The sequence below is a fragment of the Flexivirga lutea genome, from assembly GCF_054778955.1.
In genome coordinates this window covers 84,588-99,042 of record NZ_BAAGZB010000001.1, presented here as the reverse complement: position 1 = coordinate 99,042, position 14,455 = coordinate 84,588, and the positions used below count along the sequence as shown (strand labels likewise).

Sequence of the window (14,455 nt, the reverse complement as noted above, 5' to 3'; positions counted from 1 at the left end):
CGCGCTGGGCCAATCGGCGTCCCGGGGGCCGCCACCGGTGGCAGCCCGGCATACTCGGGGCGAGCAGCACCCGCCATCCGAAGGAGCAGCAGCATGGCCGACTCGTCGTTCGACATCGTCAGCAAGACCGACAAGCAGGAGGTCAGCAACGCGCTGAACCAGGCGGCCAAGGAGATCGCCACCCGCTACGACTTCCGCAACGTGGGCGCCGTGCTGGAGTGGTCCGGGGAGAAGATCCTGATGAAGGCGAACTCGCAGGAGCGCACCCTCGCGGTGCTCGACGTCTTCCAGACCAAACTGGTCAAGCGCGGTGTCTCGCTGAAGTCGCTCGAACTGTCGCACGACGGCGAGCCGCAACTGTCGGGCAAGGACTACCGCCTCGAGGCGACCCTGCGCGACGGCATCAGCCAGGAGAACGCCAAGAAGATCTCCAAGCTCATCCGGGACGAGGGGCCGAAGTCGGTGAAGTCGCGCATCGAGGGCGACGAATTGCGCGTCACCAGCAAGTCGCGGGACGACCTGCAGGAGGTGCAGCGACTGCTCAAGGGCGCCGACCTGGATGTGGCGCTGCAGTTCACCAACTACCGGTAGGGCATCGCGGCGCTAACCGTCCCGCGCGCCGGCCATCCGCAGCGCCATCCGGGCACTGTGGTCGGCGACGCGTTCGGGCTGCCAGGCGTCGCGTTCGTCATACCAGCGCGCGACGTCGATCGACATGCCCATGATCGCGTTGGTGGTCATACCGACATCGACGCACTGGAAGGCGCCGGATGCCACACCGTCGGCGAGCACACCGCGGATGAGCTGCTGTATGTCGTGCCGCAATGCGTCGATGGTGGCGCGGTGCTCGGGGGTCAGCGCGCCGAGTTCGTAGTTGACCACGCGTGCGAGCGTGTGCTCCGTCGTGTGCCCCAGCACGAACCGGCGGACCATCGCCGCGAGCTGCTGCACCGGCCCGTCGGCAGCCGCACCGGCATCGCGGAGCGCCTGCAACGTCGCCCGGTGACCCGCGAGGGAGATGGCGAAGAGCAGCGACTCCTTGGTCCGGTGATGCACGTAGACCGCCGCCGGTGACATGCCCGCCGCGGCCGCGATGTCCCGGGTCGTCGTGCCGTGAAAACCCTTGGCACCAAATGCATCCCGTGCGGCCTCCAGCAGCCTGCGCTGCGTCGCCGACGGCAGCGCATCCACCGGCTCGGCCATCGGGACCCCTCTCCCTCGACGCGCGACGGACGGGCTCCGCCTCGTTGACGAGCATGCCGCAGCGTGCGACGCTAAGCAAGCGCTTAGTCAGCCGCCCACCCTCGAAGGAGCACCGGTGCCCACCCCGCTCACGACCTGGCAGGACCAACGTGTCGTCGTGACCGGCGCCGCCCGAGGCATCGGGGCGGCGATTGCAGAACGACTGGCCGTGCTCGGTGCCCGCGTCGTGGTGACCGACGTGCTGGACGAGCCGCTGGACGAGACCGCCGGCCGGATCGGCGCATACGCCGTGCCCGCCGACATCGCCACCCCGGAGGGCGTGCGATCCGTCGTCGACGCCGCCCGGGAGCAGCTGTCGGCGATCGACGTGTGGATCGGCAACGCCGGTGTCGCACGTGGCGCAGGGCTCGACACGCCCGATTCGGACTGGGAGACCTCGTGGTCGGTCAACGTGCTGGCGCATGTGCGCGCCGCACGGCTGCTGTTGCCCGAATGGCTCGCCTGCGGCCGCGGACGCTTCGTCGTCACCGCATCAGCGGCCGGACTGCTCACCGTGCTGGGCCAGCCGTCATACGCGGTGACCAAGCACGGTGCCGAGGCCTTCGCCGAATGGCTGGCCGTCACCTACGGGCATCGCGGCGTCGACGTCCACGCCATCTGCCCGCAGGGTGTCCGCACGGACATGTACCCCGGACCCGGCACCGACCCGGTGGCCGACGTCATCGGTCACGACGGTGCCCTGGAGCCCGCTCAGGTCGCCGACTGCCTGGTGGAAACCGTTGCGAACGGAGACTTCCTGGTGCTCCCGCATCCGGAGGTGAAGGACTACTTCGCGCTGCGTGGAGCAGCCACCGACAAGTGGTTGCGGGGTATGCAGCGCCTGCAGGCACGGATCGACGACGCAGGAGGGACGCCATGAAGGCATGGCAGGTGCAGCAGCTCGGCACCCCGGCGGAGGCGTTGCGCACGGCCGATCTGCCGCACCCCGAACCCGCCGCCGGCCAGGTCCGGGTCCGGGTGCGCAGCGCAGCGCTCAACTTCCCCGACGTGCTGATGTGCCAGGGGCTCTACCAGGTGCGACCGGAGTTGCCCTTCGTCCCCGGTGCCGAACTGTGTGGCGAGATCACCACGGTCGGAGATGGCGTGACCGACCGCAGGATCGGTGATCGCGTCATCGGTATGGCGGCACTGCCGCACGGCGCCTTCGCCGAATCGGCGCTGATGCCGGCTGCCAGCGCGCTCGCACCAGAGGCGCTCGACGACGATGCGGCCGCAGTGCTGACCATCGCCTACCAGACCGCGTGGGCAGCACTGTTCCGCCGCGCCCAGCTACGACCCGAGGACACCGTCCTCGTGCAGGCAGCCTCCGGCGGCGTCGGCTCGGCGACCGTGCAGCTGGCGAAGATCAACGGCAACCGGGTGATCGCAATCGTGGGCGGCGCCGAAAAGGCGGCTGCGGCAAGACAATTGGGCGCCGATGTGATCATCGACCGCACCACCGAGGACGTCGTCGCCGCGGTCAAGGAAGCCACCGAGGGCCGCGGCGCCGACGTCATCTTCGACCCCGTCGGCGGCGACGCCTACGACCTGCTCGCCAAGTGCGTCGCCTTCGAGGGACGGATCGTGGTCGTCGGCTTCTCCGGTGGCCGCATCCAGGCGCCGCCGCTGAACCACATGCTGCTGAAGAACTACTCGATCCTCGGATTGCACTGGGGTTACTACCAGACCATGCGGCCGTCGGTGATCCAGCAGGGGTATGCCGAGCTGTCCCGCCTCGCCGCCAGCGGCGCGATCCAGCCGGTGATCAGCAGGACCCTCCGTTTCGACGAACTGCCCGAGGGACTCACCGACCTGGCAGCGGGCAGGACCATCGGCCGATTGGTCTGGCACCCCTAGCCGATACCCCTCCGATCCGCTCCCCCGGCACTCGGCCGGCGCACTGAAACCACCGAACAACGCAAGGAGAACCATGACGGACCAGCGAACCGCCATCGTCACCGGTGCCGCACGCGGCATCGGCGCAGAGATCGCCCAGCGCCTCGCGGCGGACGGCCTCGCCGTCGCCGTGCTCGACCTCGACGAGGGAGCGTGCGGCGCCGTCGTCGAGGCCATCACCGCAGCCGGAGGCAGGGCACTCGCCGTCGGGTGCGACGTCAGCGACGAGGCCTCGGTGACCACCGCGGTCGAGCGAGTGGCCGGCGAGCTCGGCGCGTCGACGGTCCTGGTGAACAACGCGGGCGTGCTGCGCGACAACCTGATCTTCAAGATGTCCGCGGACGACTGGGACACCGTGATGAACGTCCACCTGCGCGGCAGCTTCCTGATGACACGCGCCGCCCAGAAGTACATGACCGAGGCGAAGTTCGGGCGCATCGTCAACCTGTCGAGCACGTCGGCGCAGGGCAACCGCGGCCAGGTGAACTACTCGGCGGCCAAGGCCGGCCTGCAGGGCTTCACCAAGACGCTCGCGATCGAGCTGGGCAAGTTCGGCGTCACCGCCAACGCGATCGCGCCGGGGTTCATCGTCACCGACATGACCAAGGCGACGGCGGACCGGGTCGGCATCGACTTCGAGGAGTTCCAGCAACTGGCCGCCCAGGAGATCCCCGTGCAACGGGTCGGCCGCCCCGCCGACATCGCGAACGCCGCGTCGTTCTTCTGCGGGGAGAACGCCGGCTTCGTCAGCGGGCAGGTCCTGTATGTCGCCGGCGGCCCCTACGACTGATCGGGTGGGCACCCGCCCCCGCTCCCCGCTCCCCTGACCGAGCGGACACCATACCTACCGAGCGGACACGAAAAGTGGCCGGATTCCGGCCACTTTGTGTGTCCGCTCGGTGCGTTCGTGTCCGCTCGGTGAGGAGTGTGCACGCTCGGTGAGGAGTGTGCCCGCCCGCTCGAGGCGCTGACGGCACGCAGCTGAGGCACTGCCCAGCGGACAAATAGGGCATCTGCCCGAGGCGAGCGGCTACCTCAGGCGACGACTGTCGATGTCAACGCAACACGACATCGGAAGGCACCCTGATGACACCCTTCTCCTACTCCACCTCCCCCATCGTCGGGGCCGAGATCGCTTACCGGCAGCAGCAGATCGCCCACGACTTCGCCGTCGCGCACGGCTGGGAACTGAGTGTCCGGCGGCTCTTCGGGCGACGCCGCCGGCCGGTCGACCGCACGCCGGCGCCCCGGCACGACCCCAACCTGGTCACTCCGGGCCACCTCGGAGGGCGGTGAACCTCGGCGGATCGGTGCTGGCCGGTCCGCCGGCGAGTTCGCCGGGCGGTGAGCCACCGGAAAATGGTCGTCCTGCGCAGCCGCGGACGGGCGACAATGAACCAGTGATCTCCGACTCCGCCCCCGACGGACCGATCTTCGGTCGCAGTGCAGAGATCGACGACTTCGCGCGGTTGCTCGGGGACCGGGCGCGGTCGTCGATCACGCTGCTTGGCGGTGACGCCGGCATCGGCAAGACCCGTCTCGTGCAGGAGATCGCCGCGATCTGCCGGCAGGCCGGTGGCGTGGCGCTCGTGGGTCGCTGCCTCGACCTGGGCGACAGCGCCGCGCCATACCTGCCGATCACCGACATCGCGCGCTCCCTGCGCGACCTGCCGGCCGCTGCCGGCGTCGTGGCCGTCAACGGCCTCACGCCCGGTGACAGCGCCCGGCCGGTCGAGTTCTTCGAGGCCGTCGCGGACCTGTTCGACGACATCGCCGAGCTGGCGCCGGTGCTCGTCGTCATCGAGGACGTGCACTGGGCCGACCGTGCGACACGTGAGCTGCTGACCTACCAGTTCACCCGTGACGTGCGGCCCGGGGTGCACGTCGTCGCGACATACCGCACGGACGACCTGCACCGGCGCCACCCGCTGCGTCCGGCGCTGGCCGAGTGGTCCCGGCTGCCGACGGTCCGCAGGGTGCTGCTCGACCCGCTCGCGGCCGAGCCGGCCCGTGCCCTGGTGCACCACCTGGAGCCGGGGCTCGCCGAACCCGCCGCCGGCGACATCATCCGTCGCTCGGGCGGAAACCCCTTCTTCACCGAGGAGCTCGTCGCCGCCGCGAACGCCGGCCCGCAGCTGCCGGGCGACCTCGCCGACCTGCTCCTCGTGCGTGCCGACTCGCTCGAGGACGAACCACGCCGGGTGCTGCGCGCGGTCTCCGTCGCCGGCTCCGCGGCCTCCCACGCGACCCTGCAGGGGTTGGTCGAGCTGCCACCCGAGCAGTTGCACGGTGCGCTGCGGGCCGCCATCGACGCCCACCTGCTCGTCTCGACCCGCGACGGCACCTACGCCTTCCGCCACGCGCTGCTGTCCGAGGCGGTGTACGACGACCTGCTGCCCGGCGAACGCGTGCGGCTGCATGATCGGCTGACCGACATACTCCTCGCGACCGGTGCGGACTGCTGGGCCGCCCTGCTGGCCAGACACGCCGAGCAGGCGGGGCGTTTCGAGGTCGCGCTGCGGGCCCGAGTGCGGGCCGGTGACGAGGCACTGGCCACCGCTGCACCGTCGAACGCCGCTCGCCACTTCGAGGCCGCCATCTCGCTGGCCGCCTGGCACCCCGAACTCACCGACGTGCCCACCGACCTGTCACAACGCGCCGCCGGCGCCCTGCTCGCGGCCGGTGATCCGCTGCGGGCCGCCGACCTGATGCGGGACGCGTTGCGCTCGCACACCGGGCCCCTGCTGGAGCGTGCCGAGTTGTTGCGGCTGTACCTGTCGGCGTTGCTGCTGACCGACCTGCCGTCCATGCATCTCAAGCTCGGTGTCGCCGACCTGCCGGATGAGGCCGACGAGCTGCTCGACACGGCCGCGCACTGGGCACGCGACCTCGACGACAAGGTGCTGCTGGGCCAGCTGCTTGCGCTCAAGGCGCACTACCTGCTCGCCTTCGACCGCTTCGATGAGGCGGCCGTTGCCGCGGGCGACGCGCTGACGATCGGCCGCGCCGTCGACGAACCCTCGATCATCACCGACGCGATGACGACCCAGGCCAAGCTCGACGGCATCGCGGGCGACATGAGCTCGGCACTGTCCACGTTGGAGCAGGTCCGGCAGCAGGCGGCCGCCGAAGGCCACATCCGCGCCGAGCTGCGCGCGCTGCACCAGCTCGCCGGGCTGCAGGCGCGCACCGACCAGCACACCAAGGCTGCTGCCACCTACGACGAGGCGATCCGCCGGGCGGACGAGACGAATGCGCGGACCGAGATGTACGGCATGGATTCGGTCATCTTCGCCGCGACCCTCGCTGCCAAGCTGAGCGACTGGGACCGCGTCGACGAGTTGCTGGCCAAGACCGACGACCTGCCGCTGTTGGCCAGAATGTCCGGCGAAGCGGTGCGGCTCACGGTCGACGTCGCACGCGGCAGGTTCGAGCAGGCGCGGGCCCGGCACGAGGTGCTGCACGAGCAGTGGTCGCACGACATGTTCATCCTGGTCAACGATGCCCCCGGGATGATCGAGATCCTCGGCGCTGGCGGCGACCTCGACGGCGCGATCGGCATCTACGACGAAGCGATTGCGACCGTCGAGAAGGTATGGCGGATGCGGGTTTTCGACGCTCAGATCCGGATGACCGCCCTTTTGCTGACCCAACTCACCGAGGCCGCCCTCGCCGATCCACGAGCGGCCGCGGATCATGCATCCCGGGTGGAAGAGCTGGAAGCCCGGCTGGAGGCCGTGCTGTCGGTGCGCGGCGCACGCGAGTCACTGGGCGAGGAGTCACGGGCCTGGTTCGCCCGGGCTCGCGGCGAACTGGCACGGTATGCCGGCGAGCACGCGCTGGCGGCCGATGAGCACCGGGAGGCCGTGCGTCTCTTCGGCCACGCCGGTTTCGGCTACGAGCAGGCCGCCACGCAGCTGCTGCTGTGCCGCGCGTTGCAGGCGGCCGGCGACCGCAGCGCGGCGCGATCGATCGCCGACGACGCCCTGGCGACCGCACACCGGCTGGGCGCCGCGCGCCTCGTCACCCGCTTGCGCGGACGGTCAGGCGGCGAGACCGCACGGGGCGGGGCACTGACCCCGCGGGAACTCGACGTGCTGCGACTCGTCGCCGCGGGTATGACGAACGGGCAGCTCGCGGGCCGGCTCTTCATCAGCACCAAGACCGCGAGCGTGCACGTGTCGAACATCCTGGCCAAACTCGGTGCCGCCAACCGGACCGAGGCCGTCGACCTGGCCCGGCAACGCGGGGTGCTGCACTGACCGTCGGCGAGGGTCGGTGCAGCACGACGGTCGGTCAGTCCTGCGCCAGCCGGTCGCGGATCTCGGCACCGATGCGGCGCATGCGCGCCAGCACCGAGGCCAGACCCGGCGGCGAGTCGTCCGTCGGCCAGTTGGCGATCGCCGCGTAGCCGACGACACGATCACCGGCGCGGACCAGCCCGACGTCGGCGCGGATGCCGTCGTCGGTGCCGGTCTTGTTGATCAGGACCGGATGCTCGCCCGTGTCGATCATGTTGTGCGCCAACGGATCCTCGTGGAAGGCGGACGCCACCATCGACAGATCGGTGTTCAACGACATCCACTCCTCCACCCGGAAGGACACAGTGCCGTCATACAGCCTGCGCAGATAGCCGATGAGGGATGCTGCGCTGGCCCGCGACAGGGTCGGCGGAGTGCCCGGAACGGTCAGGTCGCGCGCCTCGGAGCGGATGTAATCCAGCAGCTCCATCGGCTTTGCGCCGATCGAATCTCCGTATGCCGCCACCGAATCCAGGCCTACCAGGTCGAGCAGCACATTGGTCGCGAGGTTGTCGCTGACCGCGCCGACCAGCCGGCATGCGTCGACCACGGAGAGGTCGCCCTGGTCGAGCGCGTGCCACAGCCCGGAGTCGCGCACGAACGGTGCGCCGGCCCTGCTGACCCGGTGCTCGGCGGCGAGATCGCCGTCGTCGATGCGGCGTGCCACCTCGCCCAGTAGCAGCAGCTTGCCGACGGACGCGGTTTTCAGCACCAGGTCCGATGCTTCCTCCACCCACGGCTGCGCATCGGGTCGATCGAGCCGCACCGCCAGGATGCTCCACTGCAGGCTCATGCGCCGAACTCCTCCTGCGAACGCAGCTGCTCACGCAGCCGGCTGGTGCCGTCGACCCACGACCGGCGCACTCCGGCCGGCAACTGCCGCTCGAGCGCACGTTCGGCGACCTCGACGGTGGCGGGCTCAACCACGGTCGAGGGGAAGCCGTCCGCGGCGAGAAGGTGAAGCACCATGTCACCGAGTTTGCCTGCCAACTGAGGCAACTCGGCAAAGAAGCGCTCGACATACGGCCGGGTGACCATCTGGTCGGTGGGCCCGAAGAACACGCTCGCCACGGCGCCGAGTTCGTGGCTGCTGGCATTGTCCGAGTCGAACAGGTGCGACCAGGCCCACGCCTTCGCCTCCGCCGTCGGGATCCGGGTCCGGGCGGACAACGAGCGCAACACCCCGCTGACCGAGGGGTCCTTCTCCCGCCAGTGGCCGATCTCGGCACTCTCCATCGCGCCGAGCGACGCCAGCCGGCCGATCACGGACCACCGGAACTGGTCGTCACCGGCGAGGAAGTCCGGCAACCCGCGACCGTCGAGCCAGCCGCGCAGCAGATCGGTGTCGGCGGAGGTGGCGGCGACCAGGCGGGCCGCCGTCAGACGCCGGGAATCCGGGATGCCGGCAGCCTGGAAGACCTGCATCCCGGTGCCGGCCAGGCGATCCAGCGCGGCTGGTGTCCGGTCCAGGGTCAAGAACCGGCCGGGCAGCATGCTGCTGATCAGATTGGCGACCGCTTCGAGCAGCGGGTCGACGTCCTCGCTGGGCCAGGCAGCCTCGAAGACGTCCAGGACCAGTGCGGGGTCCACCGTGCCGAGTGCCACGCCGTTGAACAGCGACGACCAGACGACGCCGCGCGCGGTCGCGTCGGCCAGCTGGGGCAGTTCGGCCGGCAACGCCGCCAGGGTGTCCTGATCGAGCGCGACGATCGCCCACGTGCGGTCGGTCGCGTTGGGCAGCACCAGGTTCGGCCGCTCCACCAGGTCGAGGCCGTCGACCGCCGTCACGTCCGCATCGAGGCGTAGGTCGGTGGCACCGAGCAGCACACCGTCCCGATAGGCCGCGACATCCGTGACGTGCGGCCGACTCGCCGGGTAATGCTGCGGTGCCGAGCGGGCGATCGACACACCGTCCGCATCGGCGGACACGGCGAGGACGTCGGTGCCCGGCGTCAGCAACCAGCCGCGCGCCCAGGCCACGATGTCCTCACCGCTCTCCTCACTCATCGCCCGCAGGAAATCCTGCAGACTGGCGTTGCCGAACTCGTGTGCCCGCAGGTATTTCCGCACACCGGAGAGGAAGGTCTCCTCTCCCAGGTATGCCGCCAGCTGGCGCAACGCCGACGCTCCCTTGGGATAGGTGATGCCGTCCAGGTTCTCCAGGGCCGCGTTGGCGTCCGGCGCCGGCGTCCCGGCGATCGGGTGCGTCGACGGCGCACGGTCGGCGGCATACCCCCAGTTCTTGCGGGTCGCCGAGAAGTCGACCCACGCCTCGGTGAATTCGGTGGCTTCGGCGGTGCCCTGCTGGGCCAGGAACTCGGCGAACGACTCGTTGAGCCACAGGTCGTCCCACCACTGCATGGTGACCAGGTCCCCGAACCACATGTGCGCCATCTCGTGGATGACGACCACGGCGCGCAGCAGGTGCTCGGCGCGAGACGCGTGACCCTGGAAGACGAACTCGTCGCGCAGCGTCACACACCCCGGGTTCTCCATCGCTCCCATGTTGAACTCGGGCACGAAGACCTGGTCGTATTTGCCCCACGGATAGCGGATGCCGTAGACCCGGTGGTAGTAGTCGAAGCCCTGGCGGGTGACGGTGAAAATCTCCTCGGCCTGATCACGCAACTCCTCGGCGAGGGTGGCGCGTACGTAGAGGCCCAGCGGGATCCCGTCGTGTTCGCTCGTCTGCCGCGCGAACGGGCCGGCGCACACCGTGAAGAAGTAGGTGGCGATCGGCCGGGTCGTCTCAAAACTGCGCCACCCGTCGACCGCGTCGTGTGCCGCATCATCCGCCGCACCGTTGGAGATCACCGACCACTCCGCCGGTGCCTTCACCTGCACGTCGTACGGCGCCTTCAGGTCCGGCTGCTCGAAACACGCGTAGATCTTGCCGGCCGTCGACGACGCAGGACTGCCATAGAGATAGGCCTGCCCGTCCTGCGGATCGACGGCACGGTGCATGCCCTCGCCGTCGCGGACATAGCCCATCGTCGCGTCCACCACCAGCTCGTTGTCCGGCTCCAGCCGGTCCAGCCAGAGCCGGCCATCCTTGGCCTGGGAGTCGTCGATCCTGTTGCCGTTCAACGTGATCGAGTGGACTTCCCGCGGATCGAGATCGACGAATGTTGATGCTCCCGGCGTCGCACAACCAAACCGGATGACCACTCGGGAGCCGAAGAGCTCGTCTCCGCGGGTGAAGTCCAGGGCGAGGTCGTAGGACGTCACGTCGATCAGTGACGCGCGCTCCTCGGCCTCGGTGCGCAGCAGCGACGACACTGGTGCTCAGCCTTCCGTGGTGGCGTTGGTGGCGGGGAAACGCTCGTGGGCGACCAGTGCGCGGTCGAGCCGGTCGAGCGCATCGGTCAGCGCCCGTCGCACGCCCGCGGAGTTTTCGCTCGACGCGGTGGCTGCGCGGGCGCGATCCGCGACGGCCGGTTCGGTAGCACGGTGCGGGAACGCGGCGACGACGAACTTCTCGGCCGCCATGTCGCCGTATTTGGCTGGTACAGCGGGCAATTCAGTGAAGAACCGGTCGACGTACGGGCGCAGTATCTCGGTGACGCGGGTTTCGGCATACCCAGCGAAGAAGCTGCGCGCGATCGCGAGGCCTTCGTAGTTGGACAGGTGCGTCTCGCCGTACAACTGATCCCATGCCCAGGCCTTCGCCTCCTCGGTCGGCAGGGCGGCACGCGCACCGAGCCGGGACAGGTGGCCGCTGAGGCTCTCGTCCGACGTGGCGGCCTGCTCGATCGCCGCGTCGTCGACCAGGCCCAGGACGGCCTGCCGGTGGACTGCGAGCCAGCCGAAGTCCTGGTCACCGGCCGCCGCAGCAGGCCGGTCGGTGTCCGACGCCCACCGGTCGAGCAGCTGCCCGTCGGTCGTCGTGGTCACCACGAGACGCGCGGCAGTCAGCGCTGCCGGTGAGGCCGGGTCGACCTGGTCGAGCCGGCGCCGTCCAGCGCCGTGCAGCGCGTCGCGCGCTGCTGCCGAATCCGACGGCGGCACAAGACGATAGGGGTAGAGAGTCCGCACCTGACCGGACAGGGCGTCGCTCAGTGACGGCACGGGCTCCTGCGGCCAGCAGGCGCCGAACACCTCGACGACCCGGCGCGGGTCGATGCGGCCGGTGTCGGCTCCGCCCAGCAGGGCCGACCAGATGCCCAGCCGGACCAACGGGTCGTCCGCAGCGGCCAACTCGTCGGCGACCGAGGCCAACGAGGCCTCGTCCAGCACGGTGGTCGCCCAGGTCAGGTCCGAGGTGTTCGGCAGCAGCAGCCGGGCGCGCGCCGTCCCGACGAGTTCGGGGATGTCGGTCCGCGCTCCGCCGGTGTGCAGCCGGAGCTGTTTGCCGGCGACCCCGTCGTTGAGCGCGGCGACGTCGAGTACGTGCGACCGCGTTGCCGGGTCCGCCTCCGGGGGCGTCACCACGAGTTCGGCCCGGGTGATCGTGCCGTCCTGGTCGTGCACGTCGAGGTGGATGTCGTCGACACCGGAGCTGCGCAACCAGCCCTGGGTCCACTCGGTCAGTGATCGTCCGCTGGCCTCCTCGACGGCGCCGAGGAAGTCGGCCATCGTGGCGTTTCCGAAGCTGTTGTCCGCCAAGTGCTTTCGGACACCGGCGACGAACGCGTCGTCGCCGACGTAGAGTGCAAGCTGGCGCAGCGCGGACGCGCCCTTGGCGTAGGAGATGCCGTCGAAGTTGGTCAGCGCGGACTCCGCGTCCGGCGCCGGAGCGCCGGCGACCGGGTGCGTGGACGGGCTGCGATCGACGCCGTAACCCCACGTCTTGCGAGTGATGCCGAAGTCGACCCAGGCCTCGGTGTACTGCGTGGCGTCCACGACCGTGCGGTGCGCCATGTATTCGGCGAACGACTCGTTCAGCCACAGGTCGTCCCACCACTGCATCGTGACCAGATCGCCGAACCACATGTGCGCCATCTCGTGGCTGATCGTGTTGGCGCGCGTGAGCAACTGTGTGCGCGTGTGCGCACCACGGAAGATGTAGTCGTCGCGCAGGGTCACACAGCCGGGGTTCTCCATCGCTCCGGCGTTGAACTCCGGCACGAAGAACTGATCGTATTTGCCCCAGGGATAACGGATCCCGAAGAGCCGGTGGTAGTAGTCGAACGACTGCTTGGTCACCTCGAAGATGTCGTCGCGCTGCTCGGTGAGTTGCTGGGCGAGCGATGCGCGCACGTAGATGCCCAGCGGGATGCCGTCGTGCTCGTCGGTCTCCACGGCATACGGCCCGGCACAGATCGTCACGAAGTATGTCGACAGCGGCGGTGTCGTGACCAGCGTCCACTCACCGGGCGCAGTCCGCCGGGCGGCACCGTTGCCCGCGACCAGCCAGTCCTGCGGAGCCCGGACCCGTACGTCGTACGGCGCCTTGAGGTCGGGCTGGTCGAAGCAGGCGAAGATCGAGGGGCCGGCGTTGAGGAAGGACATGCCGTAGACGTAGTGGCGTCCGTCCGCCGGGTCGACGGCACGGTGCAGGCCCTCGCCGTCGTGCCGGTAGCGCATCACACTCACGACCCGAACGGTGTTGTCCTCGCGCAGCCCGTCCAGCGGCAACCGGCGGTCGACGACCGATGCCGGGTCGATCTCCTGGTCGTTCACCGTGATGGAGATGACCGAGACCGCGTCCAGGTCCAGGAACGTCGATGCCCCCGGCGCGCGGCAGGTGAAGCGGATGGTCGTGTCCGAGCCGAACGTCTCCTCGCCCTGATCCAGGTCGAGCGCGATGTCGTAGGACGTGACGTCGATCAGCGCGGCACGTGCCTGTGCCTCGGTGCGCAGCAGAGAACCCATGGGCTCAGGCTTTCATGTCACGGACGGATCTGCCGGCCGTAGGCCTGGTCCTCCAGTCGCTGAATGCGCTGCTCGGTGGGCGGGTGAGTCGACATCAGGCGTGAAACGTCCTGTGCCCGGAAGGGATTGGCGATCATCATGTGGCTGGCATTGACGACTTTCGGCTCGGGCGCGAGGGGGGTCCGGGCCGTGCCGGCCTCGAGCTTGCGCAGCGCGGAGGCGAGCGCGAGCGGGTCGCCGGTGAGCTTCGAGCCGTCCTCGTCGGCGTCGTACTCGCGGGTGCGGCTGATGGCCATCTGGATCAGGCTCGCGGCCACCGGCGCGAGGAATGCCATCGCCAGCATGGCCAGCGGGTTGGGCCGGTCGTCGTCGTTGCCGCCGCCGCCACCGCCACCGAACATCCCGAACCACATCATCATCTGTGCGATCGAGGTGATGATGCCCGCGAGCGCCGCGGCGATCGAGGAGGTGAGGATGTCGCGGTTGTAGACGTGCATGAGCTCGTGGCCGAGGACACCGCGTAGTTCGCGTTCGTCGAGCAGGTCGAGGATGCCTTGGGTGCAGCAGACCGCGGCGTGCTGCGGGCTCCGGCCGGTGGCGAACGCGTTGGGTGCGTCGGTCGGCGAGATGAACAGGCGGGGCATCGGCTTGCCGGCCTTGGTCGACAGCTCCCGGACGATGCGGTACATCGCCGGCGCCTCCATCTCACTGACGGGGTATGCGCGCATGGCCTTGATCGCGAGCTTGTCGGAGTTCCAGTAGCTGTATGCCGTGGTGGCCACACCGATCAACGCAAAGATCCAGATGTAGCGACCACCGGCCACCAGCCCGCCGATCGCGAGCAGCACGACCCAGATGCCGCCGAAGAGCGCGGCTGTCTTCAGGCCGTTGAAGTGACGGTGCATATCTGCAGAACGTGCGTGCCTGATGCGTTTGTTCCGGTCAGCTGCCGCGACCGTGGTCGCCTGCCGACTGCCGTACCGAACTCTCCCCTGGGGAGACTTTGGTACACGAACCCCGGCCCCCGCCGTACCAAACCCCACCCTGGGGAGACTTCGGTACACGAACCCCAGCCCCCGCCGTACCAAACCCCACCCTGGGGAGACTTCGGTACACGAACCCCAGCCCCCGCCGTACCAAACCCCACCCTGGGGAGACTTCGGTACACGAACCCCAGCCCCCGCCGTACCAAACCCCACCCT

11 protein-coding genes are annotated in these 14,455 nt (G+C 69.4%); 6 read left to right on the top strand and 5 right to left on the bottom strand.

Features of this window, described 5'->3' with window-relative positions; translation table 11 throughout:
* Window positions 1-93 precede the first annotated feature (93 nt).
* The gene (locus ACYVBN_RS00495; RefSeq protein ID WP_440280838.1) at window positions 94-591 is read left to right on the top strand and encodes a YajQ family cyclic di-GMP-binding protein; all 498 of its coding nucleotides are present in this window, start codon (window positions 94-96) and stop codon (window positions 589-591) included.
* Between the two features lie 12 nt (window positions 592-603).
* Here ACYVBN_RS00495 and ACYVBN_RS00490 read toward each other — a convergent pair whose 3' ends face one another.
* Window positions 604-1,203, bottom strand: coding sequence for a TetR/AcrR family transcriptional regulator (locus ACYVBN_RS00490; RefSeq protein ID WP_460598875.1), 600 nt, complete (start codon window positions 1,201-1,203; stop codon window positions 604-606).
* Window positions 1,204-1,318: 115 nt separating this feature from the next.
* Here ACYVBN_RS00490 and ACYVBN_RS00485 point away from each other — a divergent pair, with 115 nt between their 5' ends.
* From ACYVBN_RS00485 to ACYVBN_RS00465, 5 genes are all read left to right on the top strand, one after another.
* Complete coding sequence (locus ACYVBN_RS00485; protein WP_460598874.1) at window positions 1,319-2,122, top strand: SDR family oxidoreductase; 804 nt, start codon at window positions 1,319-1,321, stop codon at window positions 2,120-2,122.
* A complete protein-coding gene (locus ACYVBN_RS00480; protein ID WP_460598873.1) occupies window positions 2,119-3,099 on the top strand; it encodes an NADPH:quinone oxidoreductase family protein in 981 nt (326 codons plus the stop codon). The genes ACYVBN_RS00485 and ACYVBN_RS00480 overlap by 4 nt, the downstream gene beginning before the upstream one ends.
* A 73-nt stretch (window positions 3,100-3,172) precedes the next feature.
* Entirely contained in the window at window positions 3,173-3,928 is a 756-nt protein-coding gene (fabG, locus tag ACYVBN_RS00475; protein ID WP_460598872.1) for a Rossmann-fold NAD(P)-binding domain-containing protein, read from the top strand.
* Between the two features lie 296 nt (window positions 3,929-4,224).
* Entirely contained in the window at window positions 4,225-4,434 is a 210-nt protein-coding gene (locus ACYVBN_RS00470) for a hypothetical protein (RefSeq protein WP_460598871.1), read from the top strand.
* Between the two features lie 104 nt (window positions 4,435-4,538).
* Window positions 4,539-7,400: a helix-turn-helix transcriptional regulator gene (locus tag ACYVBN_RS00465; protein WP_460598870.1), complete on the top strand. Its 2,862-nt coding sequence runs from the start codon at window positions 4,539-4,541 to the stop codon at window positions 7,398-7,400.
* 34 nt (window positions 7,401-7,434) lie between these two features.
* Here ACYVBN_RS00465 and ACYVBN_RS00460 read toward each other — a convergent pair whose 3' ends face one another.
* The 4 genes from ACYVBN_RS00460 to htpX are packed head-to-tail and all read right to left on the bottom strand — an operon-like array spanning window position 7,435 to window position 14,158.
* The gene (locus ACYVBN_RS00460) at window positions 7,435-8,232 is read right to left on the bottom strand and encodes a serine hydrolase (protein ID WP_460598869.1); all 798 of its coding nucleotides are present in this window, start codon (window positions 8,230-8,232) and stop codon (window positions 7,435-7,437) included.
* Window positions 8,229-10,718: a M1 family aminopeptidase gene (gene pepN, locus ACYVBN_RS00455; protein ID WP_460598868.1), complete on the bottom strand. Its 2,490-nt coding sequence runs from the start codon at window positions 10,716-10,718 to the stop codon at window positions 8,229-8,231. Before pepN (ACYVBN_RS00455) ends, ACYVBN_RS00460 begins: the two co-directional genes overlap by 4 nt.
* A gap of 6 nt (window positions 10,719-10,724) precedes the next feature.
* Window positions 10,725-13,253, bottom strand: coding sequence for a M1 family aminopeptidase (gene pepN / locus ACYVBN_RS00450; RefSeq protein ID WP_460598867.1), 2,529 nt, complete (start codon window positions 13,251-13,253; stop codon window positions 10,725-10,727).
* Between the two features lie 17 nt (window positions 13,254-13,270).
* Window positions 13,271-14,158 (bottom strand): zinc metalloprotease HtpX, encoded by an 888-nt coding sequence (gene htpX / locus ACYVBN_RS00445; protein ID WP_460598866.1) that lies wholly within the window; start codon window positions 14,156-14,158, stop codon window positions 13,271-13,273.
* Between the last annotated feature and the right edge of the window lie 297 nt (window positions 14,159-14,455).